The following is a 22,162-nucleotide window of genomic DNA, read 5'->3' on the forward strand; positions in this document are numbered from 1 at the left end:
TCGACGCGGTTTAGTGGGTGTACGCCTTCGGCAGCGCGCCGCTCTGCTGCATGTAGCGGTCGCGCAGCTCGGTCTGCCGCGAGCGCATCGGGATGGCGCGGCCGCCCAACCAGACCTGCTCGGCGTAATGCGCCACGTCCAGCGGGTCGCCTTCCCACAGGACCAGATCGGCGAGCTTGCCCGGGGCGATGCTGCCCAGACGATCGCCCACGCCGAAGGCCTCGGCCGGGACCCGGGTCAGGCCGGCCAGGGCGGCGTCCCACGGCAGCCCGTGCGCAACCGCGTTGCCGGCCAGTTGCCGCTGCTTGCGCGCGTTGTGCGCGCCGTCGCCGCCCTGGGTGAAACTCACCGCCACGCCGGCGGCGTTGAGGCGCGCGGCGTTCTCCAGGGTGGCGCCGATCTGGTCGAAGCTGGCCGGCAGGTCGTCCAGCGCATTGACGAACACCGGCACCTGCGCCTTCGCCAGTTCCGGCGCCAGCTTCCAGGCCTCGTCGCCGCCGGCGATGGCGATGCGCACCTTCTCGCGCTGTGCCCAACGCAGCAGCTGGCGGATGTCGGCCGCGCGGTTCACCGTGACCACGATGCGGCCCTGGCCGGCGAGGTAGCGCGCCAGCACCGCGCGTCCGGCCGGGGTCAGCAGCGCGTGCGGCGAGTCGGCGGGCATGCGCCCGCGCGCTTCGGCGACCAGTTGGTCGAGCAGCATCCACTGTGCCGCGCGCGACTTGCCGCTCAGCTCCAGCGCATCGCTGCCCAGGCGCAGGTACAGCGCGCGCGGGCCGATCGGGTCGGCGCCGCCGTCCAGGCGCATCACCGCGCCCTGGCCGGCGACGAAGGCGCCGCCGGTGTTGGCGCCGAGCGCGGTGAAGCCGATGCCTTCCACGCGTGCGACCGGGATCAGCACCGATTCGGGGTTGTAGGCCAGGGTCACGTCGAACTCCGGACGCATCGGCTGGTCGTGCGGCAGAGTCAGCGTGCTGTCGACAGTGGAGGCCTCGCCGGAGACCTCCTCGATGCCGATCTCGGTGATGCCGCCGAACAGCGCCGGGGTCAGCGGCCGGCCCTTGGCCTCGACCACGGCGACGCCGGCCGGCGCGCTCAGGCCGGGGCCGACCGCGCGGATCACGCCGCCCTGGACCAGTACGTCGGCATTGGCGAGGGTGCCGCGGGCGCTGGCGGTGTGCACGGTGGCGCCGCGGATCAGTAAGTCCTGGGCGAACCCGGGCGCGCTGCCCAGCAGCAGGCAGGCGGCCAGGGCCAGGCGCTGCGCCAGGCGAGGGGACGAGAGTCGGGCGCGGCTCATCGGGCAGCCTCCTGGCCGAGCATGAAATCGGAGGTCGGTTGCAGGCGACGGTCGGCGCGGTCGTAGACCTGCGCGCCGTCGATGTAGACCTTGTCGGCCAGGGCGTAGGAGCTGAAGGGGTTGCCGTTCCACAGCACCACGTCGGCCATCTTGCCCGGCTCCAGCGAACCGGTCTGCCTGTCGATGCCCAGCGCCTTGGCCGGGTTGCTGGTCAGCCAGCGGATCGCGCGTTCGGGCGGGATGTCCATGCCGGCGCGGCGGCCGGCGGCCATCGCCTTGGCCGCTTCCTGGTTGAGTCGCTGGATGCCTTCCTCCGAATCCGAGTGCACGATCGCGCAGCCGTTGGCGGGGCGATCGACCAGGGCGATGTTCTCCTGGATGCCGTCGAAGGCCTCCATCTTGAAGCCCCACCAGTCGGCCCACAGCGCGCCGCAGACGTTCTCCTGGGCCAGGCGGTCGGCGATCTTGTAGGCCTCCACGCCATGGTGGAAGGCGGCGATCTTGAAGCCGAACTCCTTGGCCAGGTCGAGCATGGTGGTCATCTCGTCGGCGCGGTAGCAGTGGATGTGCACGCGGATGTCGCCGTTGATCGCGCCGGCCAGCGTGTCCAGCTTGAGGTCGCGCTTGCCGCCGCTGTCGCCGCTGCTGTCGTTGTCGCCGTTGCCGCGGCTCCACCAGTGACGCTTGGGCGGGTTCTTCTGCTTGGGCGCGTTCTTGCGCAGGTATTCGCTGGCGTCGATGAAGGCGGCGCGGTAGCCGGCGACGTTGCCCATGCGCGTGGACGGGCCGCCCTTTTCGCCGTAGACCCGCTTGGGGTTCTCGCCGCAGGCCATCTTCAGGCCCCACGGCGCGCCCGGGAACTTCATTGCCTGGTAGGTGGTGGCTGGCACGTTCTTCAACGTGACGCCGCGGCCGCCGACCAGGTTGGCCGAGCCGGGCAGCACCTGCAGCGCGGTGACGCCGCCGGCCAGCGCGGTGCCGAAGCCGGGATCCTGCGGCCAGATCGAATGCTCGGCCCACACGTTCGGGGTCACCGGCGCGGTCGCCTCGTTGCCGTCGCTGTGCGCGCTGACGCCCGGGCTCGGGTAGACGCCCAGGTGCGAGTGCACGTCGATGATGCCGGGCGTGACCCACTTGCCGTGGCCGTCGATGCGGGTGGCGTTGGCCGGCGCGGCCAGCGCGCGGCCGACCGCCTGCACGCGGCCGTCCTGCAGCAGCACGTCGGCATCGTCCAGGCGCTCGCCGGTGCCGGTGAGCACGGTGGCGTGTTCGATCAGCACCGGCACCGACGGCAGCGCGCGGTAGGTGCTGGGATAGGGATCGTCGACGAAACGCGAGGCGGCCGCGGCAGGGCCGCACAACGCCACGCCCAGGCAGGCGAGCAACAGATGACGCATCGGATTTTCCCCGGAAGATGGACGCGGCCCTTGCGGCCGTGCCCGCACGCTAGCCCGAGCCGGCGCGCTTGCCAAGTGCGGGTGCGGCATCGGCGCGCCCGGCTGCACCGGATCGCGACGCCGACCCTGCTATCCAGGCCGATTGCCGCCCATGGAAACTGCGATGACCGACACCCCCGCGCGCACCGTCGTGGACTTCTGGCGCAGCGCCGGCCGCGAGCGCTGGTTCGCCGCCAACGACTCCTTCGACGCCAATGTCCGCCAGCACCTGCTGGAGGCGCACCACGCCGCCGCGCGCGGCGAACGCGCCGACTGGCTGGCCGACGCCGAGGGCGCGCTGGCGCTGCTTCTGTTGCTCGACCAGGTGCCGCGCAACGTGTTCCGCGGCAGCGCCCACGCCTTCGCCACCGACGGCCTGGCCTGCCGCTACGCCGACCAGGCGCTGGCGGCCGGCTTCGATCAAGAGATCGATGCGGAACTGCGGATGTTCTTCTACCTGCCCTACACGCATGCCGAGGACGCGGCGCGGCAGCGCCAGGCAGTGGAGCTGTTCAGCGCGCTCGGCGATGCCGAGTCGCTGCAGTGGGCGGTGGTGCACGAGGACGTGATCCAGCGCTTCGGCCGCTTCCCGCACCGCAATGCGGCGCTGGGGCGCACGACCATGGCCGAAGAGCAGGCGTTCCTGGATGCGGGTGGCTTCGCTGGGTGAGGGAGGCGGTGCCTGCGCGTTCGCTGCTTCATGGCAGCGAAGCCAGTGGTGCATCGGATGTCACTGCAGTCGGGACTGAAGTCCCTCCCACAGGGAGGCACCAGGCTGCTGGCACGGCTGCCAGCATTTGCCTGGTACGCGCACCAGGGACAAGGAGTGCGCTTCTTGTGGGAGCGGCTTCAGCCGCGACGAGCGAAGTCATCGGGCGCATTCGACCTCATTGCAGTCGGGACTGAAGTCCCTCCCACAAGGATTGCCGGACTTCGCTGCTGCCGTCAGCAGGTGCGCAAAACGCCAAACGGTGGTGTGCCCAGGGTAGGAGCGGCTTCAGCCGCGACCGGGCGTTCCCGGTAAGGCCCGGTCGCGGCTGAAGCCGCTCCTACGCGGTTGCGCGGTTGCGCGTTGTGGCGAACGCGGCGCGCGGGCACAAAAAAGGGCGATCGTTCGATCGCCCTTTCGGCGCGTCCGCACTGGACGCAAACGACGAGGTGCGTGACTCAGTACTTTGGCACGCTGCCGTCGACCTGGTCGGTCCAGGCGTCGATGCCGCCGACGACGTTGTGCACCTTGCTGAAGCCCAGCGAACGGAAGTGCTCGGCGGCCTGCGCGCTGCGGCCGCCGCGGTGGCACAGGAAGGCCAGGGCGGTGTCCTTGGGCAGTGCTTCCAGTTGCGCGCGCTGCTCGCCGTCGAGGGTGCGGAACGGCACGTTGACCGCCGCCACCGCGCGCTCCTCCGGCGGGCGCACGTCAACCAGGAGCAGGCCGCCGGCGCGCACCTGGTCGTCGGCGTCGCGCGGGCTGAGGTCCTGCACCGGCTTGGGCGCATTGGGATTGTCGATCGCCAGGCCGCGGCCGCGGATATCGTCCACCCAGTCGATGGTGATGCCGTCGGCGCGGCGCGCGCTGCCCAGGTCGAACTGCACGCGCAGGCCGTTGGACTCGGCGGCGATGGCGTTGGGATCGGTCGGCGCCAGCTGGAAGTTCGGCTGGAACTGCGCATCGATCGCCAGCGCCAGGCTCGCGCCCGGGGCGTCGGCCAGCGCGCCGCGCAGCATCTCGGCGGCGGCATCGGTGATGGTGATCGACGGCGGCGTGCGGTCCGGCGCGGCCACGCCGAGCAGTTCGCTCAGTTCGCCGCTGCCGGCCATCTGCAGGATGATGTCGCTGCCGCCGATCAGTTCGCCGTCCACGTACAGCTGCGGGATGGTCGGCCAGTCGCCGTAGACCTTGATGCCCTCGCGGATGTCCTGGTCGGCCAGCACGTTGACGTGGGCGAAGTCGACGCCGAGCTCGTTCAGCGCGCCTACCGCCTTGGCGGAGAAGCCGCACTGCGGCATGCCCGGCTGGCCTTTCATGAACAGCACGACGCGGTTGGAGCTGAGCAGCGTTTCGATACGGGAGCGCAGGGCGGGGTCGAGGGACATGGCAGCAGTCGTCGCAGAGTCGGACCGGTCATTCTACGCCGCATGGCATCATGGGGCATGACAGTTCCGGAAACGCTGCATCGCATCCCGCGCCACCCGTACCGCTGGCTGCCCTGGGCGCTGGCCTCGCAGGCGCTGGTGGCGGCGCTGTGGTGGGTGTACGGCTGGCAGGTCGGCCTGCCGGCGCTGCTGCTGTCGCACGCGGCGCTGGTGCTGCCGGTGTTCCTGCCGCGGGCGCGGCTGTACGCGCCAGTGCTGGACCGCCTGCCCGGCAGCGCACCGCGGGTGTGGCTGACCATCGACGACGGCCCGTCCGACGACACCGCGGCGATCCTGGACCTGCTCGACCGCCACCAGGCCAAGGCCACCTTCTTCCTGGTCGGCGCCCGCGCCGCCGCGCGCCCGCAACTGGTGCGCGAGATCCTGCGCCGCGGCCACGGCATCGGCAACCACAGCCAGCATCACCCGCAGGCGTGGTTCTGGGCCTTGGGGCCGCGACGCATGGCCCAGGAAATCGGCCAGGCGCAGCAGACCCTGGCCGCGATCGCCGGCACTGCGCCGCGCTGGTACCGCTCGGTGGTGGGCATGACCAACCCTTTCGTCGCCGCACCGTTGCGCCGGCATCGCCTGACCCGGGTGGCCTGGAGCGCGCGCGGCTTCGATGGCGTGCGCTGCGACCCCGCCATCACCGTTGCGCGCATCGCCCGCGACCTGCGCCCCGGCGCCATCGTGCTGCTGCACGAGGGCGCGGCGCACGGGCACAACCCGGCGATCGTGGAGGGGGTGTTGCAGGCGTTGCAGGCACGTGGGCTGCAGGCGGTGCTGCCGGATTGACTCGGAGGTGCATCGCGTGCCGCGGCATTGCGATGCGCGCGGCACGCCGGGTGCCGATCGGTTCGCTCGGCGCCTGAATCAGCCCGGTCGCGTCATGCCGTAGGCCATCAGCGCCGCCATCGCGCCGAGGGTGAGCAGGGCGCACGACAGGCCGAGGAGGCCATACTGCTTGCTGCGATCAGGCTGCAGGCAGTTGCCGATGCCCAGCGCGATGGCGCAGACCTGCGCGATGGCGGTGAACAGTGCCAGCAGGCCGAGCAGCAGCGACATCGGCGCGTGCGGACCAGCGGCGAATGTCGGAATCACGAAGAAGGTGCTGAGCACCAGCGCCGCGAGCAGCACCAACGCGCTGAGCAGGCTGGTCGCCAGGGACGCGATACCCAGGCCGGAGCGTGGCCGTGGCGCGGGTGCGGTCATGCGCGGCCAACCGGATGCGGGTCGGCGCAGCCGACGCGGCCGCTGCGTAAGCGGCCTTCCTGCACCCGCCTCAACGCGGCTCCGCCACGATCAGCCAGTTGTTGAACGGCGTGTTGCCGTACAACGGCGCGAAGCTGGCGCGCAGGCCGGCGGCGTCGAGCTGGGCCTGCAGACTGTCGCGGGTGGGGTAGGCCTTGGGCAGCTCCTGCATCCAGCCGGCCAGGTGCGCGAGCACGTCGGTGATGCGGCTGGTGCGGCCGCGGCCGCTGGCATCGCCCAGGCCGCTGCGGATCACCAGCTTGGCGCCGGGCGTGAGCATGCGCGCCACGCTGCGGATCAGGTTGGACTGCATGTCGCGGTCCAGGTACTGCAGCACGTCCAGGATCGCGACGCTGCCGTGGTGCTCGGGCCAGGACTGGCCCAGGTCGACCACCGCAAAATGCGTGTCCTGCAGCCCGTTGCGCGCGGCGATGGCGCCGGCGCGGCGGATCTTGGCCGCGTCGATGTCCACGCCGTGGTAGCGCTGGCGCTGGCCGTCGGCGCGCAGCGCGTGCGCGAGCAGGCCCAGCCCGCAGCCCAGATCCAGTACCGGCGCGTCGGTGCCGCGCAGCGCGGCGAGCACGCCGGGGTAGAGCGGATCGGTGCGCAGCTTGGTGCGCGTGTAGTAATAGTCGTAGCGATTGCCCAGCGGGTGCGTGGGCAGGAAGGCGCGGGCGATGGCCAGGGCCTGCGGGCGGGTCATGGGCTGGGTGGTGCTGGCGTCGCGCAATGTCGGTCCTTGGCAGCGGGCGTACGCCAGCTAGGCTAACGCATCGCGTGCCGCCGGCAACAGCAGCGCGGTCCAGCGCGCGTACATCGCCGCCGACGGATGCAGCCCGTCGGCGGCCAGCATCGCCGCGTCGCCGCCGCCGTCGCGGCTGCAGGCGGTGATGTCGACGAAGCGCACCGCGCGCGCGGCGCAGCAGGCCTGCGCGGCGGCGTTGAAGGCGTCGATCTGCGCGGCGATGCGTGCCGGATCGTGTGCGGGCGGCTGTGCGAAGGCGGTCACGCCCCAGTCCGGGATCGACACCGCCAGCACCCGCTGCGGCCGCGCGTCGGCGAAACCGATCGCGCGCTGCAGCAGCGCGTCGAACTGCGCGCGGTAGCCGTCGAGCGGATAGCCGCGGTACTGGTTGTTGACGCCGATCAGCAGCGTCACCAGGTCGAACGGACCCTGCGGCGTGGCCGCGTCGATGCCGGCGTCCAGTTCGTCGGTGGTCCAGCCGGTGGTGGCGACGATCTGCGGATCGGCCAGGGCGATGCCGTCGCGGCGCAGCGCCGCCGCCAGCTGCATCGGCCAGCGTCCGTCGACATCAACGCCTTCGCCGATCGTGTAGGAATCGCCCAGCGCCAGGTAGCGCAGCGGTATGTGCTCGGGCGTGGCGAAACTGCCTTTGCTCATCTATGCGGAACCGGCAGCTGCCAGATCACCGGGATACGCGATCCAGGAACGGCGCACGCTCAGCCATTCCCGATCCCCATTCCCCATTCCCCATTCCCCACTCACCGCCCCACAGCCGCCCGCGGCTTCAGCGGCACCACCTTGGTGGCGTCCTCGGCGCGGCGCGCCAGCACGCGGTCGATGCGCGCGAACACCTCGCGCATCGTCGCCGCTTCCGGCAGCAGGGTGACGCGGAAATGGTGCCGGTAGGGCACGTTGAAGCTGGAGCCGGGCACCACCAGCACGCCTTCCTGTTCCATCAGTTCCAGGGCGAAAGCGTGATCGTCGAAGCCACGCGCGGCGGCGCCGACCACGGCCGGGAACGCGTACAGCGCACCGGCCGGCTGCACCAGCGACAGGTGTTCGCTCGCCGCGCAGGCCTCGATCACCGCGCGGCGGGTCTCGTACAGGCGGCCGCCGGGCGCGCACAACGGCGAGATTGTGTCCGGGCCGTTGACCGCGGCATCGATGGCGAACTGGCCGGGCACGTTGGCGCACAGGCGCAGCGCGCCGAGCAGGTCCATGGCGTTGCGGAAATCGCCGACGCGCTCGCTATCGCCGGACAGCAGCGCCCAGCCCACGCGCCAGCCGCAGGCGCGGTGCACCTTGCTCAGGCCGCCGAAGCTGATGCACGGATGCGCGCCGGCCAGCGGCGCCACCGACACGAAATCCGCGGCGTCGTACAGCACCTGGTCGTAGATTTCGTCGACCATCAGCAGCAGGTTGTGCTTGACCGCGATGGCGACGATCTTCTCCAGCAGCGCGCGCGAGTAGCTGGCGCCGCTGGGGTTGTTCGGGTTGATCAGCACGATGGCGCGGGTGCGCGAGGACACCAGCGTCTCGATCTCCACCGGGTCGGGCTGGAAGCCGTTCTCCGGCGCGCAGCGGTAGTACACCGGGCGGCCGTCGTTGAGGATGGTGGCCGCCGACCACAGCGGGTAGTCGGGCGAGGGCACCAGCACTTCGTCGCCGGGGTTGAGCAGCGCGCGCAGCGACAGGTCGATCAGCTCGCTGACGCCGTTGCCGACGAAGATGCGGTCCGGGTGCGCGTCCGGATGCTGGCGCCGGGCGTAGGCCGCGGCGATCGCCTCGCGCGCCTCCGGCAGGCCCTGCTGGTGGGTGTAGGGATCGGTGCGGCCCATGTCGTCGGCGATCGCGCGCTGCAGGTGCTCGGGCGCACGGAAGCCGAACGCGCCGGGATTGCCGATGTTGAGCTTGATCAGCTTGCGCCCCTGGGCCTCCAGCTCGCGGGCTCGCCGTGCCAGTTCGCCGCGGATCTCGTAGCGGACTTCGGACAGGCGTTCGCGGATCGCGAGCGGCTTGATCGGCAGGGTGGGCATCGCATTGGCCGGTGGGGCGTGGGACCTGCATGGTAGCGGAAATGTGACACCGCGGCGGGGCGGGGGCTGCGTGGTGGCGGGCCGTCTACTGCGGGCGGCCTGCGCGCTTGGTGCTGCGATGGGCGAGGCGGCGGCGCCAGGCATGCCCGCGCACGTCGCCCCCACGGCCGGACTGCGCTCACCTCCGGGCCCGGCACACCCTCTAGAATCCGCGCATGACCTCCTCCCCGATCGACTTCGACGCGTTGCGCCCCATCGGCTGGCCCTGGCCTGGATTGCCCGAGGAGCCGGCCTGGCGCGCGCTGTTCGAGGCGCATCCGCAGGCGCGGCCGGCGCGGGTGGTGGAGCAGCACCGCACCGGCTACGTGGTCGCCGACGCGGTGGACACCGGATTCAAGGTCGAATCGCTGCCGGACTGGCAGCGGCCGCGCTTTCCCAGCCACGAGCGCGCCGCGGTCGGCGATTGGGTGTTGCTGGAGGACACGCGCATCGTCGCGCTGCTGCCGCGGCGCACCGCGATCAAGCGCGGCGCCGCCGGCGAGCACTACCACCAGCAGGTGATCGCGGCCAACATCGACACGGTGTTCATCGTCTGCGGCCTGGATGCGGACTTCAACCCGCGGCGGATCGAGCGCTATCTGCTGCTGGTGGGCGGCGGCGGTGCGGCGCCGGTGGTGGTGCTGACCAAGGCCGACCTCACCGAGTACGCCGACGACGCACTGGCGGTGCTGGAGGAACTGGCGGCGCAGTCGATCCCGCTGTTGACCGTCAATGCGCGCGAGGCCGACAGCGTCGCCGCGCTGCGGCCGTGGCTGGGGCCGGGGCAGACCGCGGTGCTGGTCGGCTCGTCCGGCGCCGGCAAGTCCACCCTCACCAACACCTTGCTCGGCGTGCAGAAGATGCGCACCGCAGCGGTGCGCGCCACCGACTCGCGCGGCCGCCACACCACCACCCATCGCGCGCTGCTGCCGCTGCCGTCCGGCGCCTGCCTGATCGACACCCCGGGCATGCGCGAACTCAAGCCCACCGGCGAGGAAGACCTGGCCGAGGGCGCCTTCGCCGACATCGAGGCGCTGGCCGCGCAGTGCCGCTTCAACGATTGCGCGCACCTGGCCGAGCCGGGCTGCGCGGTGCAGGCGGCGATCGAGCGCGGCGAGATCGATGCCGCGCGCCTGGCCAACTACCTGAAGCTGCGCGAGGAAGTGGCCGGCGCCGCCGGCAAGCTGGCGCAGCGCCAGGCGCAGAACGCGGCCGCCGGCCGCAGCGGCAAGCCCGGCGGCGGCAAGCCGGGCGGCAAGCGCCCGCCGCCGCGCACCCTGCGCCGCTGACGCCGGCCGTGGCCAAACGCGCGCTGCCGGCCGAGATCCGCCACCACGCCGCGCTCGATGCGCGGCTGGTCAAGGCGGTGCGCGGCATCCGCCTGCTGGCGCTGGCGAGTTGGCCGGTGGCGTTGCAGACGCCGTTCCTGGAGAGCGTGGCGCGCGGGCAGCCGCAGCTGCCGCAGGTGGACTACCCCAGGCTGGATTTCGCCGACACCCGTCGCGAGCTGGCGGCGATCGCCGAGGCCGCCGATCCGGCACATCCGCTCGGCGCCTACCTGCAGGCCTCGGTGCATAGCTGGGATCTGGCCGCGGCCCTGCTGGAAGCGCTCGGCACGCCGGCGGTGGGCACGTACTCGGCGCAGTTGTTCGGCGTGCCGGACGACCCGATGCCCGGCCACGGTCCCACCACCCGCGAGGCCGCCGGCCATTTCATCCGCATCGCCCACGAGCTGGACCGCGAGCTGTTCTCGGCCGAGGAGCAGGTGCCGGTGTCGGCCACCGCCTTGCGCCTGCTGTTGCAGCGCGATCTGGACGAATTCTTCGGCGCGCGGGTGATCACGGTGGAACTGGATCCGGACCTGCTGGCCAAGGCCGCCGCCGGTGCGCAGCGCATCCGCCTGCGCTCCGGCGCGCACTTCAGCGACTACGACCGCGCGCAACTGTTCCACCACGAGGCGCTGGTGCATTCGCTGACCGCGCTCAACGGCCGGCAACAGGCGCAGCTGCCGAGCCTGGCACTGTCCTCGCCGCGCACCACCGCCACCCAGGAAGGCCTGGCGACCTTCGCCGAGCAGATCACCGGCAGCATCGACATCGAGCGGATGAAGCGGATCAGCCTGCGCATTGAGGCGATCGCGCTGGCCCGCGACGGCGCCGACTTCATCGAGGTGTTCCGCTACTTCGATGCGGCCGGGCAATCGCCGGCGGAAAGCTTTTCCTCGGCGCAGCGCGTGTTCCGCGGCGTGCCGACCACCGGCGGCGCCGCGTTCACCAAGGACACCGTGTACCTGCGCGGCCTGGTGTCGGTGCACACGTTCTTCCGCCAGGCGCTGCAGCGCGACCGGCTGCCGCTGTGCCGCTGGCTGTTCGCCGGCAAGATGGCGCTGGAGGACGTGGCCGCGTTCGCGCCGCTGTTCGAGTCCGGCGTGCTGGCGCCGCCGCGCTGGTTGCCGACCTGGGTGGCGCGCGCCAGCGGCCTGGCCGGGATGCTGGCGTTCTCGCTGTTCGCCAACCGGATTCGCATGGATCAGGTGGACTGAACGGCGACACGTCGCGCTCACCCGCCGCGAATGTGCGGCTGCCGATACTGCGGCGCCCGGCCTGCCCCCGTATGGCCGCTTTCCCCTCACGAGGAGACCCGCATGAAGATCCTGATGGTGCTGACGTCGCACGACCGCCTCGGCGACACCGGCCACAAGACCGGCTTCTGGCTGGAAGAGTTCGCCGCGCCGTATTACACGTTCAAGGACGCCGGTGCCGAACTGACCCTTGCGTCGCCCAAGGGTGGGCAACCGCCGCTGGACCCGAAGAGCGATGCGCCGGACGCGCAGACCGAGGCCACCCGGCGTTTCAAGGACGACCCGGCGGCGCAGCAGCAACTGGCGAGCACGCAGATCTTGGCGTCGGTGCGCGTGGACGACTACGACGCGCTGTTCTACCCGGGCGGCCACGGCCCGCTGTGGGATCTGGCCGAAGACCGCGACTCCATCGCCCTGATCGAAGCGTTCGCGCGCGGCGGCAAGCCGATCGGCTTCGTCTGCCATGCACCGGGCGTGCTGCGCCGGGTGACCGCGGCCGATGGCGCGCCGTTGGTGAAAGGCCGCCGCGTCACTGGCTTCACCAACGGCGAGGAAGCCGCGGTGGGCCTGACCGATGTGGTGCCGTTCCTGGTCGAGGACGAACTGCAGCGCCTGGGCGGCGACTACAGCAAATGTGCGGCCTGGGGCGTGCACGTGGTCGAGGATGGCCGCCTGGTCACCGGACAGAATCCAGCGTCGTCCGAGGCGGCGGCTGAGGCGTTGTTGGAGATGCTGAATAATTGATTCCCTCTGGCGCCCACGGCATGGTGGAGCGACATGCCGTGGGCGCTTCAGATCAGCCAACAGTTACTGTGCACTTGGGGCAGGTGCTTGGAGGGGGTGGAGTCGGAGTCCAGCCACCACCGCCACCACCGCCGCCACCACCACCACCGCCGTCACCGCCGCCGCCGCCATTACCGCCACCGCCACCATCAACCACCTGTTGTTGGATTGGGGGGCCTCCCAACCATCCGTTGTTGGTCCTGGTATAGGTAACGCAGGTGCTTCCATTACAAAGTATTACTTTGTCGCCAGGGCCGACAGTTACTGCTGGGGAGTTAGGCAGTGGGTGCATGTATTTTTTGAGAGTGTACTCCGCTGTCGGTCCTGGTTCTGGTGTTCCAAGATAAATGACCTCATGGTATGGGCCATAAACCGCTGCCATGGCCAGTATAGAAATTGGGAGGATTGAGAAGATAAAAATAATTATTCTTGCGAGACTTCTATCCATGTCAAAGTTCCTTGGGTGGATTATTTTTAAGCTCAAGCACAGCAATTTTTATATATAGATAGGGCTTCTTTTTTGCCCTCGGATATTTGCGCTGGTGTTAGTTCTAGCTCCATTTGTGATAGGGTGGTTGAAAGGATGCTTGGTGTTGTCATCTGAGTGGCACGGTAAAATGCATAGGCTTTAACCGGATCCTTTGGTAAGAGGATTCCGTCATTATAGGCGTCGCCCATTTTCATTAATCCATCAGGGCTTCCAGTAGATGCTGCTTCAGATAGAAACCTAACGGCCTTTTTCTTGTAGTCAATTACCTTTTCAGGATTGCGTAACATATCGGTCGAGTCGCCAACGATGGCCTCCGGATCACTGGCGTATAGTAATTTTGCTTGTAGATCTCCATGTATGGCCGCTTCTTCGAGCCATTCGCCCCTGCTAGAAAGATCTTTATCTGATACTCCGGTGCATTGAGATATTCGTTTTTCTATATTTTCCGCAAACCGCTCTGGACTGATGCCTGCTGCTGCATACGCTTTTATTTCATCAGTAGAGACTTGGGTGTGTAGTGTGCTTTGGCACAATGAAAGTTTTAGATAAAGTGCAAGCGCTGATTTGGCGTCTCCGCTTTCAGCTTTGGCTCTCAGTGCGGGGGCGATATCCATGATGTTCCCTTCCGGAAATTGAGTTTCCGAAATTTGCTGCGATATCTTTGAAGGGGGGCGGGGGGGGGTGACAAGTGTGGTTTTTATTGGATCTTCTGTTTTTGTGCTTTTTCTGTCTATATTCGCGGTAAAGATCAGGATTGCTATAATCGCAAATGCAGCGGGCAAGTAGTATCTTTTCTTCATCCTGATTTCACCATGTCTTCAGTCGTTTCGTTAGGCGCATATTTTTATTTCTCGGTCTTCCGTGGGGCGCACAAACAATGTCTTGCTTAATTGGGCGCTGACTCAATGCGGCCCCGAATGTGTTGTCTTGCGATACCGACGAAGCACTTTGCGCTTCGATGGAATTTGTTCTTGCAGCGGCGCCGGGCCGCATCTGTGTAAGACCCGTGAAAGATTGCGAACAATCGGATATCGTAGATAAGCCTCCAATGCTTGGATTTTCATATCTGCCACCAGTCCTTGACAAGCAGTGCCGATACTCGGCTTGATTAAGACCCAGCATTGCAGCTGAAATTTGCAATTTCAAGCACCTGCCCCCTCACTCTACCTTGAGTATGGGCTCATCGGACGATCTGGCCCGATTTCTGAAAGACCGTGGCTCAGCCGCGCCGCCACCAACGCAGGCCGTACGCCGGCAGGATGCCATCCCAGTGCACCAGCGTTGCCGGATCATTGCCGCCATCGGCAATGGCTTGCCAGTCGCCTGCTCCAAGCGCATCGGCGACCTCCACCGCAACCGGCTCCGCACTGAAGTTGTACACCGCCACGAACGCCTCGCCGCGCGCCAGCCCGAGCAGGGCGGGATTGCCCAGTGGTACCGCGCGCAGTGGCTGGTCGGCGGCCAGTGCAACGGTTCCAGTACGCGCGGCGATCAATCCGCGCAGACGGGTGTAGACCTGGCCGGGCAGGCTGTCGGGGTCGTGGCGTTGCGCCGCGCGTGTCCAGTCCATGACCGGACGGTGCAGCCAACGACCTTCGTGCTGGCGTAGCGGGTCGTGGCGATAGTCCTCGTCGTTGCCCAGCGCCAGTTCGTCGCCCATGTACAGCAGTGGGATGCCCGGCATCGCCAGCGCCACCGCGTACAGCAGCAGCAGGCGGCGCACGCCCAGTTCCAGCGCGTCGCTGTCGCTGGCGGCCAGCGCCGCGGCGATGCCGACCAGCGCCGCGCTCATGCCGTTGCTGCCGTGCACGCCATCGCCACTGCTCTGGAAGGCTTCGCCGCGCGCGTAGCTGTCCGCGGTGCGGCCGGCGTAGAACTGGGCGATGCGCGCCAGCGCGAACGGCGCGACGCCATCGCCACCGGCGGCTTCGCGCTGCAGCACGTTCCAGCCGATGTCGTCGTGGCAGCGCACGTAGCTGAGCCAGCCGCAGGCTGGCGGCAGCGCCGGCGTGTGTGCGATCGCCGCCTGCACGATGTCGCCGCGCTGCTCGGCCAGTGCCACCCAGCCGGCTGCCATCAGCGTGCTGTGGTAGGCCAGGTGGCATTCGTGGCCGCGCGCGGCGCCTTCGCCGAAATACGGCGGCAACTGCGCCATCGGCACGATCGCCTCGGCCTTCAGCAGCACCGCTGGCGCCAGGATGTCGGTGAGTGCGCGCAGCGCCTGCAGGATCGTGTGCGCCTCCGGCTGGTTCATGCAGTCGGTGCCCGGGCGCTTCCACAGGTAGGCGGTGGAATCCAGGCGAAACACCTCCACGCCCAGGTTGGCCAGGTGCAGCAGTGCCAGCGCCATTTCGCCGAACACTGCGGGGTTGCTCCAGTCCAGATCCCATTGGTAGGGGTAGAACGTGGTCCACAGCCAGGCATCGGCGTCCTGCACCCAGGTGAAGTTGCCCGGGGCGGTGTGCGGGAACACCTGGCCCAGGGTGCGCTCGTAGGCGTCCGGCGCGCTGCGGTCGGAGAAGTGGTGGTAGTAGTCCAGATGCCGCGCATCGCCGCGCTTGGCCGCCAGCGCCCACGGGTGATCGTCGGCGGTGTGGTTGAGCACGAAATCGGCGCACAGGCTGATGCCGGCCGCGCGCAGGCGTGCGGTCAGTGCCGCCAGATCGGCGGTGTCGCCCAGCCGCGGCTCGACCTGGCCGTAGTCGCTGACCGCGAAGCCGCCGTCGTTGTCGCCGGCGCGCGCGCGCAGGAACGGCAGCAGGTGCAGGTAGCGTACGCCCAGTTCCTGCAGGTAGGGCACGCGTTCGCCGACGCCATGCAAGGTGCCGGCGAAGCGGTCGACATAGGCGCTATAGCCGAGCATCGCCGGGGTGGCGAACCAGTCGGGCGCGCGCTCGGCATCGAGCTGGCGCAGCGCCGGCGGCCGCGCATTGGCGGTGGCCGCCAGTTGCGTCAGCCACTGCGGCAACCATTGCGCGAACGCCGGATGCGCGCCGTACAGCGCATGCAATGGGGCGAGCAGGCGTTCGCCGTGGCGTTGCAGGCGTGGCAGCACTGCGTCGGCGGCGTCCGGTTGCAGATGCGCCTGCCACAGGGTGTGGGCGAGCGCGGACAGTGCGGAAGGAGCGGGTGCGGTCATGGGGGGCTTGGCCGCGCCCCGGGCGGGGCGCGGGTGTGCGGTCCTCGTCAGAAGTCGTAGCGCAAGCTGATGCTGGACGTGCGGCCCGGGATCGAGCGCGCACGGATCACACCGGAAGCCGCGTCGGCGATCGACGCTTCCTCCGCTTCGGTCAGGCCGAAGGTGTTGAACAGGTTGTTGACGTTGAGCGAGACGGTCAGCGCATCGGTGATGCGGTAATCGCCGAACAGGTTGACCTGGGTGTAGCCCGGCATCTTCAGTTGGTTGCTGTCCTGGGTGTAGGCCGAGCTGGTGCCGATCGCATTGACCCCGACCTGGTAGCGCTCGCCGCGGTAGCTCGGCGTCAGCTGCCAGACAAAGCGCGCCTGCCGACGCGGGGTGTTGCCGGCGTTGGCCGGGGTGATCTGGTCCTTGTCGATGGTGGCGTCGGTCCAGGTCAGGCCGCCGTTGAGGCTGAAGCCGCCAGTGCGGTAAGCGGCTTCCAGTTCCAGGCCGTGCGCCTTGTAGGTGCGGTCGAAGAAGCGCTGGGTGGTGGCTTCGTAGTTCTGTTCCTGGGTGCGCGCGGCGAAGGCGGTGGCGAACAGGCTCAGCCCGCCGCTGCGCCACTTCAGGCCGCCCTCAAGCTGCTTGACCACGTTGACCGCCTCGTTGGAGGACACCGAGCCGTCGTCGCGGACCACGCCGAACAGCAGGCGGTCGGCGTTGGCGCGCGCGCCGCGGCTGTAGCGCGCGAACGCGGCCAGGTCGTCGTTGAGCATGTAGTTGCCGCCGAACGAATACGACAGGTAGTTCCAGTCGTAGCGCACCGGCTTGGGGTTGGCGTAGTCGATGGTCGCCACGCTTTGCTCCGGCGCCTCGATCACGCCGTCGCCGTTCACGTCGACATTGCTGGCCAGCACGCCGCCGGCGGTGTTGCCGCGCGCGCGGCCCATGTCGTAGCGCAGGCTGCCGTCCACGCTCAGCGGGCCCTGGTCCCAGCTCAGCGCCAGGTAAGGAGCGTTGATGTCGTAGCGCACGTCGTAGTGGCGGGTGTTGTCCAGCCCCCAGTACGGCACGCCGTAGGCGTACAGGCCGTCCTGCGAGCGCAGGCTGCCGTCGGCGGCGACCACGTCCAGCAGCCGCGCACGGTGGCCCAGCGACTGCACGTAGGAGTTCCAGGTCCAGTCCACGTCGATGGTCTGCCGCGAGGTGTACCAGCCGGCCTTGAGGTTGAGATTGCCGCCGTCGCCGCTGCCGAAGTCGCGCGCCAGGCTGAGGTCGTTGACCGCGTTGCCCAGGTCGTTGAGGTGCACGTTGAACAGATGCGTGCGCAGCGCCAGCCCGGTGTAGGCCTGGCCGGCGTTCGGGCCGTCGACGTAGCGCAGGCCGGCACCGGCGCCGCCGATGCTCGCCGCCAGTGCGCCGGCATCGGCGACCTGCGCGGGGAACGGCGCGACGAAGCGGCCGGAGGTATCGGCGATGCGGAACTTGTCGGTCAGGGTCCAGCCGCCGCCGATGTCGAACTGCGCCTCGGCGCCGAACGCGCGCGACAGCGGATGCATGCCGTCGCCCAGTTCCACGCGCGAGGGCTTGTTGCCGCCATCGAGGGAGGCACTGCTGCGAAAGTACGGGCTGTACAGCGTGTCGGTGCCGGGATCGAAACCGTCGATGCTGCCGAAGTGCGGCGACCCGTCGCTGCCGCTGACCCGCGTGGGCACCGGCAGGTAGCCGGCGGCGCGGTCGTTGAGGTACTTGGCGTAGACGCGCACGTAACCGTTGTCGAACAGCCGGGTCAGGTTGGCCTTGAGCTGGCCGCCCTTGTCGGTGGTGTAGCCGGCATCGCGCACGCCATCGCCGCGCCGGTAGAAACCGCCGACGTTGAACTGCCAGTGCTCGGCGAACGGTGCGCCGTAGTCGAAGTCCAGGCGGCTGTTGTCGTAGCCGCCCAGGCCGCGGGTGAGGCCGACGCTGCCACCGGCGGTGTCGCCGGTCTTGCTGATGAAATTGATGATGCCGCCGGGCGAGTTGCTGGCGAAGGTGGACGCCGAGCCGCCGCGGATCGCCTCGATGCGCTCCAGGCTGTAGTCGGCGCGCAGGAAGATGTCGGCATTGCCGAAGGCGATGTCGCCGAATTCCAGTACCGGCAGGCCGTCTTCCTGCAACTGCAGGAACTTGGCGCCGCCGGAGGCGACCGGCAGGCCGCGCACGGCGATGTTGGCGTTGCCTTCGCCGCCGCTGGATTCGGAGCGGATGCCGGGAATGTTGCGGAAGATCTCGGCGGTGCTGCGCGGTGCCGACTGTTCGATCGCCTCGGCGCCGACGGTGCTGACCGAGACGCTGGACTTGAGCTTGCTCTTGGGCGTGGCGGTGCCGGTGACGAACACCGAGTCCAGGCTGATCACGTCGCCCTGCGCCGCCGGGGTGTCGGCAGCGGCGGGCGTGGCCTGTTGCGCAAGTGCGGCCGGGGCGGACAGCGCCGCGGCGACGGCCAGGGCCAGGGTCTGCAGGCGGATCGAAGGGTGGTGCATCGCTGTCTCTCCCGAAGCGAGTGGTGCAGTGGGTGGCGGCGCGCCGCTGCCGGAACGGGCAGGGCGCGGCGCGGTCGGTGGGTGCGGCGGCGTACAGATACGGCTGTCCGCAATCGATTGCAATTTGCAGTGCAGCAAATCCACCAGGGGCGCTTACGCCAACCTTATCGTTGGGAGATCGAAGCATTCTGCATGGTGCAGCGCAGCGTTACAAACGATTGCAAGCACGGCGACACTCCGCTCCGCCGCTGCGGCACGCCTCCCGCGTGCCCGACCCGCCCAGGCCGATGCCGATGCTCATGCGTTCCGATCGTCCCCTGCTTCCGCTCTCGCGCGTGCTGGCGCTCAACGCCGGTTTCTTCGGCGTGCAGTACAGCTTCGGGCTGCAGCAGAGCAACATGAGCCCGATCTACAACTACCTGGGTGCCGACCACGCCAACCTGCCCTACCTGTGGCTGGCCGGCCCGATCACCGGGCTGGTGCTGCAACCGGTGGTCGGCGTGCTCAGCGACCGTACCGTGACCCGCTGGGGCCGACGCATGCCGTACATGGTGGTGGGCGCGCTGGTCTGCAGCCTGTGCCTGCTGACCATGCCCTTCAGTGTGGCGCTGTGGATGGCGGTGGCGCTGCTGTGGATGCTGGATGCGGCCAACAACGTGGCGATGGAGCCGTACCGCGCGCTGGTCAGCGACGTGCTGGCGCCGCCGCAGCGGCCGCTGGGTTACCTGACCCAGAGCGCGTTCACCGGCCTCGGCCAGACCCTGGCCTACGTCACCCCGCCGTTGCTGGTGTGGCTGGGCATGAACCAGGACGCGGCCAACGCCCACCACATTCCCTACGTCACCATCGCTGCGTTCGCGATCGGTGCGGGCTTCTCCGCCGCCTCGATCCTGCTCACCGCGCGCAGCGTGCGCGAGCCGGTGCTGCCGGCGGCGCAGCTGCAGCGCCTGCGCAGCGCTGCGGTCGGGCCGCTGGCGACGCTGCGCGAGATCGTCGACGCGGTGCGGCAGATGCCGCCGACGATGCGGCAGATGGCGCCGGTGATGCTGTTCCAGTGGTATGCGATGTTCTGCTACTGGCAGTACATCGTGCTGTCGCTGTCGACCACGCTGTTCGGCACCACCGCGGCCGATTCGCATGGCTTCCGCGAGGCCGGCCTGGTCAACGGGCAGATCGGCGGCTTCTACAACTTCGTCGCCTTCCTGGCCGCGTTCGCGATGGTGCCGGTGGCGCGCCGCGTCGGCCCCAAGGCCACCCACGCGGCCTGCCTGGTCGCCGCCGGCATCGGCATGTGCGTGCTGCCGTCGATCCACGACCGCTGGCTGTTGCTGCTGCCGATGGTCGGCATCGGCCTGGCCTGGGCCAGCATGATGGGCAATCCCTACCTGATGCTGGCCAACAGCATCCCGCCCGAACGCACCGGCGTGTACATGGGCCTGTTCAACCTGTTCATCGTGCTGCCGATGCTGATCCAGATCGTGACCCTGCCGCTGTACTACGACAGCCTGCTGCAGGGCGATCCGCGCAACGTGATCCGCCTGGCCGGCGCGCTGATGCTGGCGGCGGCGGTGGCGATGTTGTTGGTGAAGCGTCGGGAATGGGGAACCGGGAATGGGGAATCGGGAATGGGGAATCGGAAAAGCGCGGCATCGTGCGCTGAAACTCCGCGTGCTGACCGATCTCCCCAACTCCCTAATTCGAATGTAGAGCCCTAGGCCAGCTGACTCAGCGTCAGCGCGCGACCAACGCTTTTCCGATTCCCCATTCCCGATTCCCCATTCCCAGCCTTCAAGCCGACTCCCGCACCACCAGACTCACCGGCATCTCCACCGAGTCCACCGGCGTGCCGGCGATCAGGTTCAGTACGCCGTCCACCAGCAGGGTGGCGGCCTGGGCCAGGTCCTGGCGCACGGTGGTCAAGGGCGGCTGGCTGTAGGCGGCCAGGGGGATGTCGTCGAAGCCGACCAGGGCGATGTCCTGCGGCACGCGGTGGCCGGCTTCGATCAGGGCGCGGATCGCGCCCAGGGCGATCACGTCGGAGGCGGCGAACACCGCATCCGGCGGGTCGGTCTTCTTCAGCATCGCGCGGGTCAGGCGGTAGGCGTCCTCGCTGAGGAAGTGGCTGCGCGCGTGCAGCCGCGGGTCGAACGCCAGGCCGTGCGCGTCGAGCATGCGCCGGTAACCGGCGAAGCGCGGCGCCACCTCCGGCAACTGCTCGTCGCCGAGGAAGGCGATACGCCGGCGGCCATGCTCGATCAGGTGCGCGGTGGCCAGTTCGCCGCCGCGCAGGTTGTCGCTGCCCACGCTGGCATAGGCCTGGCCGTCGATGCGGCTGCCCCACACCAGCATCGGCAGGCCACCGCGCGCGGCGGCGTCGAGCGCGGCGTGCTCGTGGCTCTGGCCGAGCATGATGACGCCGTCGGCGCGGCTGTTGCGCGCCAGGTCCTCGACCCAGTGGTCCTGGTGCTGGTCCAGCTTGGACAGCAGCATGCTGTAGCCGCGCGCGGTCAGCGCGTCGGCCAGCAGCGCCAGCATGGTCATCATGAACGGGTCCGACAGCGGCTGCTCGTGCGCGTGCATCAGCGGCACCGCCACGCAGACGATGTTGGAGCGGCGCGAGCGCAGGCTGCGCGCCACCGGATCGACCCGGTAGCCGGCGTCGCGGGCGAGCTGCTTGATGTAGGCGCGGGTGCGTTCGGCGACCACGGGATTGTCGGCCAGCGCGCGCGAGACAGTGGATTCGGAGACGCCGGCCATGCGCGCGATGTCGGCCATCTGCAGGCGCGCGGCGGGCGCGCCGGGTTCGGGTTTGTCGGACATGCGGAGCGGGCGCGACGGACGAAGCGGAACCGTCAGTGTATGCCAGGCGCGCGTCGCGGCGCTGCGCTGCGCATGGCTAGGCCATGTGCAGGCCGCCGTTGACCGCGTAGTCGGCGCCGGTGACGTAGGCGGCCTCGTCTGAGGCCAGCCAGGCGCACAGCGCGGCCACTTCCTCGGGTTTGCCGAGCCGGCGCAGCGGCACCGAGCTGGCCAGGCGGTCGAGCACGTCCGGCGGGAAGCCGCTGATTGCCGCGCTGGCGATGTAGCCGGGCGAGACGGTATTGACGGTGACCCCGCGCGAGGCCACTTCCTGCGCCAGCGCGCGGCTGAAGCCCTGCATCGCCGCCTTGGCCGTGGCGTAGTTGATCTGCCCGATCTGGCCCTTCTGCGCGCTGACCGCACCGATGTTGACGATGCGGCCCCAGCCACGCGCGGTCATGCCGTCCACCACCTGCTTGGTGATGTTGAACAGCGCATGCAGGTTGCTGGCGATCACCGCCTGCCAGTCCTCGCGGCCCATCTGCCGGAACAGCATGTCGCGGCTGCCGCCGGCGTTGTTGACCAGCACGTCGATCTCGCCGACCTCGGCCTTGACCTTGGCGAACGCGGCCACCGTCGAATCCCAGTCGGTGGCGTTGCCCTCGGAGGCGATGAAGTCGAAGCCGAGCTCGCGCTGCTCGCGCAGCCACGCCGACTTGCGCGGCGAGTCCGGCCCGCAGCCGGCGACCACGGTATGGCCGTTGCGCGCCAGCTTCTGGCAGATCGCGGTACCGATGCTGCCCATGCCGCTGGTGACGTAGGCGATGCGGAGGGTCATGGCTTAACTCCTTCGGAGTTGGGAATGGGGAGTGGGGAATCGGGAATGGTGGGAAGCGGGGCCGCTCTTGCGATTCCCGATTCTC

At 69.0% G+C, this 22,162-nt stretch carries 18 protein-coding genes; 6 read left to right on the forward strand and 12 right to left on the reverse strand.

The window, feature by feature from the left end:
- Positions 1–10: 10 nt before the first annotated feature.
- Together AC1G9L_RS05180 and AC1G9L_RS05185 are read right to left on the reverse strand one after the other, a co-directional pair.
- The gene (locus AC1G9L_RS05180; RefSeq protein ID WP_481070414.1) at positions 11–1,300 is read right to left on the reverse strand and encodes an amidohydrolase family protein; all 1,290 of its coding nucleotides are present in this window, start codon (positions 1,298–1,300) and stop codon (positions 11–13) included.
- A complete protein-coding gene (locus AC1G9L_RS05185; protein ID WP_481070415.1) occupies positions 1,297–2,697 on the reverse strand; it encodes an amidohydrolase in 1,401 nt (466 codons plus the stop codon). Before AC1G9L_RS05185 ends, AC1G9L_RS05180 begins: the two co-directional genes overlap by 4 nt.
- Positions 2,698–2,860: 163 nt before the next feature.
- Between AC1G9L_RS05185 and AC1G9L_RS05190 the strand changes: the two genes are divergently transcribed.
- On the forward strand, positions 2,861–3,406 hold the full coding sequence (locus AC1G9L_RS05190) for a DUF924 family protein (RefSeq protein WP_019802294.1): 546 nt from the start codon (positions 2,861–2,863) through the stop codon (positions 3,404–3,406).
- A gap of 497 nt (positions 3,407–3,903) precedes the next feature.
- Here AC1G9L_RS05190 and grxD read toward each other — a convergent pair whose 3' ends face one another.
- A complete protein-coding gene (gene grxD, locus AC1G9L_RS05195) occupies positions 3,904–4,830 on the reverse strand; it encodes a Grx4 family monothiol glutaredoxin (protein ID WP_019802293.1) in 927 nt (308 codons plus the stop codon).
- A 42-nt stretch (positions 4,831–4,872) separates the two neighbouring features.
- On the opposite strand from grxD, the gene AC1G9L_RS05200 reads away from it, so the two are divergent.
- A complete protein-coding gene (locus AC1G9L_RS05200) occupies positions 4,873–5,664 on the forward strand; it encodes a polysaccharide deacetylase family protein (RefSeq protein ID WP_481070416.1) in 792 nt (263 codons plus the stop codon).
- A 78-nt stretch (positions 5,665–5,742) separates the two neighbouring features.
- Here AC1G9L_RS05200 and AC1G9L_RS05205 read toward each other — a convergent pair whose 3' ends face one another.
- From AC1G9L_RS05205 to AC1G9L_RS05220, 4 genes are all read right to left on the reverse strand, one after another.
- Entirely contained in the window at positions 5,743–6,081 is a 339-nt protein-coding gene (locus AC1G9L_RS05205; RefSeq protein ID WP_019802291.1) for a hypothetical protein, read from the reverse strand.
- A gap of 70 nt (positions 6,082–6,151) precedes the next feature.
- The gene (locus AC1G9L_RS05210) at positions 6,152–6,823 is read right to left on the reverse strand and encodes a methyltransferase domain-containing protein (RefSeq protein ID WP_017910897.1); all 672 of its coding nucleotides are present in this window, start codon (positions 6,821–6,823) and stop codon (positions 6,152–6,154) included.
- A gap of 57 nt (positions 6,824–6,880) precedes the next feature.
- Positions 6,881–7,522 (reverse strand): SGNH/GDSL hydrolase family protein, encoded by a 642-nt coding sequence (locus AC1G9L_RS05215; RefSeq protein ID WP_481070417.1) that lies wholly within the window; start codon positions 7,520–7,522, stop codon positions 6,881–6,883.
- Positions 7,523–7,623: 101 nt separating this feature from the next.
- A complete protein-coding gene (locus tag AC1G9L_RS05220; protein ID WP_019801768.1) occupies positions 7,624–8,901 on the reverse strand; it encodes an aminotransferase class I/II-fold pyridoxal phosphate-dependent enzyme in 1,278 nt (425 codons plus the stop codon).
- Positions 8,902–9,116: 215 nt separating this feature from the next.
- On the opposite strand from AC1G9L_RS05220, the gene rsgA reads away from it, so the two are divergent.
- From rsgA to AC1G9L_RS05235, 3 genes are all read left to right on the forward strand, one after another.
- Positions 9,117–10,229, forward strand: a complete 1,113-nt coding sequence (gene rsgA, locus AC1G9L_RS05225) for a ribosome small subunit-dependent GTPase A (protein ID WP_481070418.1) — start codon at positions 9,117–9,119, stop codon at positions 10,227–10,229.
- Between the two features lie 8 nt (positions 10,230–10,237).
- Positions 10,238–11,482, forward strand: a complete 1,245-nt coding sequence (locus tag AC1G9L_RS05230; protein ID WP_481070419.1) for a flavohemoglobin expression-modulating QEGLA motif protein — start codon at positions 10,238–10,240, stop codon at positions 11,480–11,482.
- 102 nt (positions 11,483–11,584) lie between these two features.
- Positions 11,585–12,265: a DJ-1/PfpI family protein gene (locus AC1G9L_RS05235; RefSeq protein WP_019802388.1), complete on the forward strand. Its 681-nt coding sequence runs from the start codon at positions 11,585–11,587 to the stop codon at positions 12,263–12,265.
- 519 nt (positions 12,266–12,784) lie between these two features.
- Here AC1G9L_RS05235 and AC1G9L_RS05240 read toward each other — a convergent pair.
- From AC1G9L_RS05240 to AC1G9L_RS05250, 3 genes are all read right to left on the reverse strand, one after another.
- Entirely contained in the window at positions 12,785–13,594 is an 810-nt protein-coding gene (locus AC1G9L_RS05240; RefSeq protein ID WP_481070420.1) for a hypothetical protein, read from the reverse strand.
- Between the two features lie 419 nt (positions 13,595–14,013).
- Positions 14,014–15,933, reverse strand: coding sequence for an alpha-amylase family glycosyl hydrolase (locus AC1G9L_RS05245; protein ID WP_019802387.1), 1,920 nt, complete (start codon positions 15,931–15,933; stop codon positions 14,014–14,016).
- A 47-nt stretch (positions 15,934–15,980) separates the two neighbouring features.
- Complete coding sequence (locus AC1G9L_RS05250; protein ID WP_019802386.1) at positions 15,981–18,440, reverse strand: TonB-dependent receptor domain-containing protein; 2,460 nt, start codon at positions 18,438–18,440, stop codon at positions 15,981–15,983.
- Positions 18,441–18,739: 299 nt separating this feature from the next.
- On the opposite strand from AC1G9L_RS05250, the gene AC1G9L_RS05255 reads away from it, so the two are divergent.
- A complete protein-coding gene (locus AC1G9L_RS05255) occupies positions 18,740–20,155 on the forward strand; it encodes an MFS transporter (protein WP_481071020.1) in 1,416 nt (471 codons plus the stop codon).
- Between the two features lie 73 nt (positions 20,156–20,228).
- On the opposite strand, the gene AC1G9L_RS05260 is transcribed toward AC1G9L_RS05255, so the two are convergent.
- Positions 20,229–21,260 (reverse strand): substrate-binding domain-containing protein, encoded by a 1,032-nt coding sequence (locus AC1G9L_RS05260; protein ID WP_019802384.1) that lies wholly within the window; start codon positions 21,258–21,260, stop codon positions 20,229–20,231.
- 76 nt (positions 21,261–21,336) lie between these two features.
- A complete protein-coding gene (gene phbB / locus AC1G9L_RS05265) occupies positions 21,337–22,077 on the reverse strand; it encodes an acetoacetyl-CoA reductase (RefSeq protein ID WP_010344527.1) in 741 nt (246 codons plus the stop codon).
- Between the last annotated feature and the right edge of the window lie 85 nt (positions 22,078–22,162).

This window comes from Xanthomonas sp. NCPPB 1132, from assembly GCF_056629235.1.

Coding starts and splice junctions, on each gene's coding strand:
- AC1G9L_RS05180 (WP_481070414.1), bottom strand. CDS start 1,300: ATGAGCCGCGCCCGACTCTCGTCCCCTCGCCTGGCGCAGCGCCTGGCC.
- AC1G9L_RS05220 (WP_019801768.1), bottom strand. CDS start 8,901: ATGCCCACCCTGCCGATCAAGCCGCTCGCGATCCGCGAACGCCTGTCC.
- AC1G9L_RS05245 (WP_019802387.1), bottom strand. CDS start 15,933: ATGACCGCACCCGCTCCTTCCGCACTGTCCGCGCTCGCCCACACCCTG.
- AC1G9L_RS05255 (WP_481071020.1), top strand. CDS start 18,740: ATGCGTTCCGATCGTCCCCTGCTTCCGCTCTCGCGCGTGCTGGCGCTC.
- AC1G9L_RS05190 (WP_019802294.1), top strand. CDS start 2,861: ATGACCGACACCCCCGCGCGCACCGTCGTGGACTTCTGGCGCAGCGCC.
- AC1G9L_RS05200 (WP_481070416.1), top strand. CDS start 4,873: ATGGCATCATGGGGCATGACAGTTCCGGAAACGCTGCATCGCATCCCG.
- grxD (WP_019802293.1), bottom strand. CDS start 4,830: ATGTCCCTCGACCCCGCCCTGCGCTCCCGTATCGAAACGCTGCTCAGC.
- AC1G9L_RS05215 (WP_481070417.1), bottom strand. CDS start 7,522: ATGAGCAAAGGCAGTTTCGCCACGCCCGAGCACATACCGCTGCGCTAC.
- AC1G9L_RS05260 (WP_019802384.1), bottom strand. CDS start 21,260: ATGTCCGACAAACCCGAACCCGGCGCGCCCGCCGCGCGCCTGCAGATG.
- AC1G9L_RS05205 (WP_019802291.1), bottom strand. CDS start 6,081: ATGACCGCACCCGCGCCACGGCCACGCTCCGGCCTGGGTATCGCGTCC.
- phbB (WP_010344527.1), bottom strand. CDS start 22,077: ATGACCCTCCGCATCGCCTACGTCACCAGCGGCATGGGCAGCATCGGT.
- AC1G9L_RS05235 (WP_019802388.1), top strand. CDS start 11,585: ATGAAGATCCTGATGGTGCTGACGTCGCACGACCGCCTCGGCGACACC.
- AC1G9L_RS05210 (WP_017910897.1), bottom strand. CDS start 6,823: ATGACCCGCCCGCAGGCCCTGGCCATCGCCCGCGCCTTCCTGCCCACG.
- rsgA (WP_481070418.1), top strand. CDS start 9,117: ATGACCTCCTCCCCGATCGACTTCGACGCGTTGCGCCCCATCGGCTGG.
- AC1G9L_RS05240 (WP_481070420.1), bottom strand. CDS start 13,594: ATGAAGAAAAGATACTACTTGCCCGCTGCATTTGCGATTATAGCAATC.
- AC1G9L_RS05250 (WP_019802386.1), bottom strand. CDS start 18,440: ATGCACCACCCTTCGATCCGCCTGCAGACCCTGGCCCTGGCCGTCGCC.
- AC1G9L_RS05185 (WP_481070415.1), bottom strand. CDS start 2,697: ATGCGTCATCTGTTGCTCGCCTGCCTGGGCGTGGCGTTGTGCGGCCCT.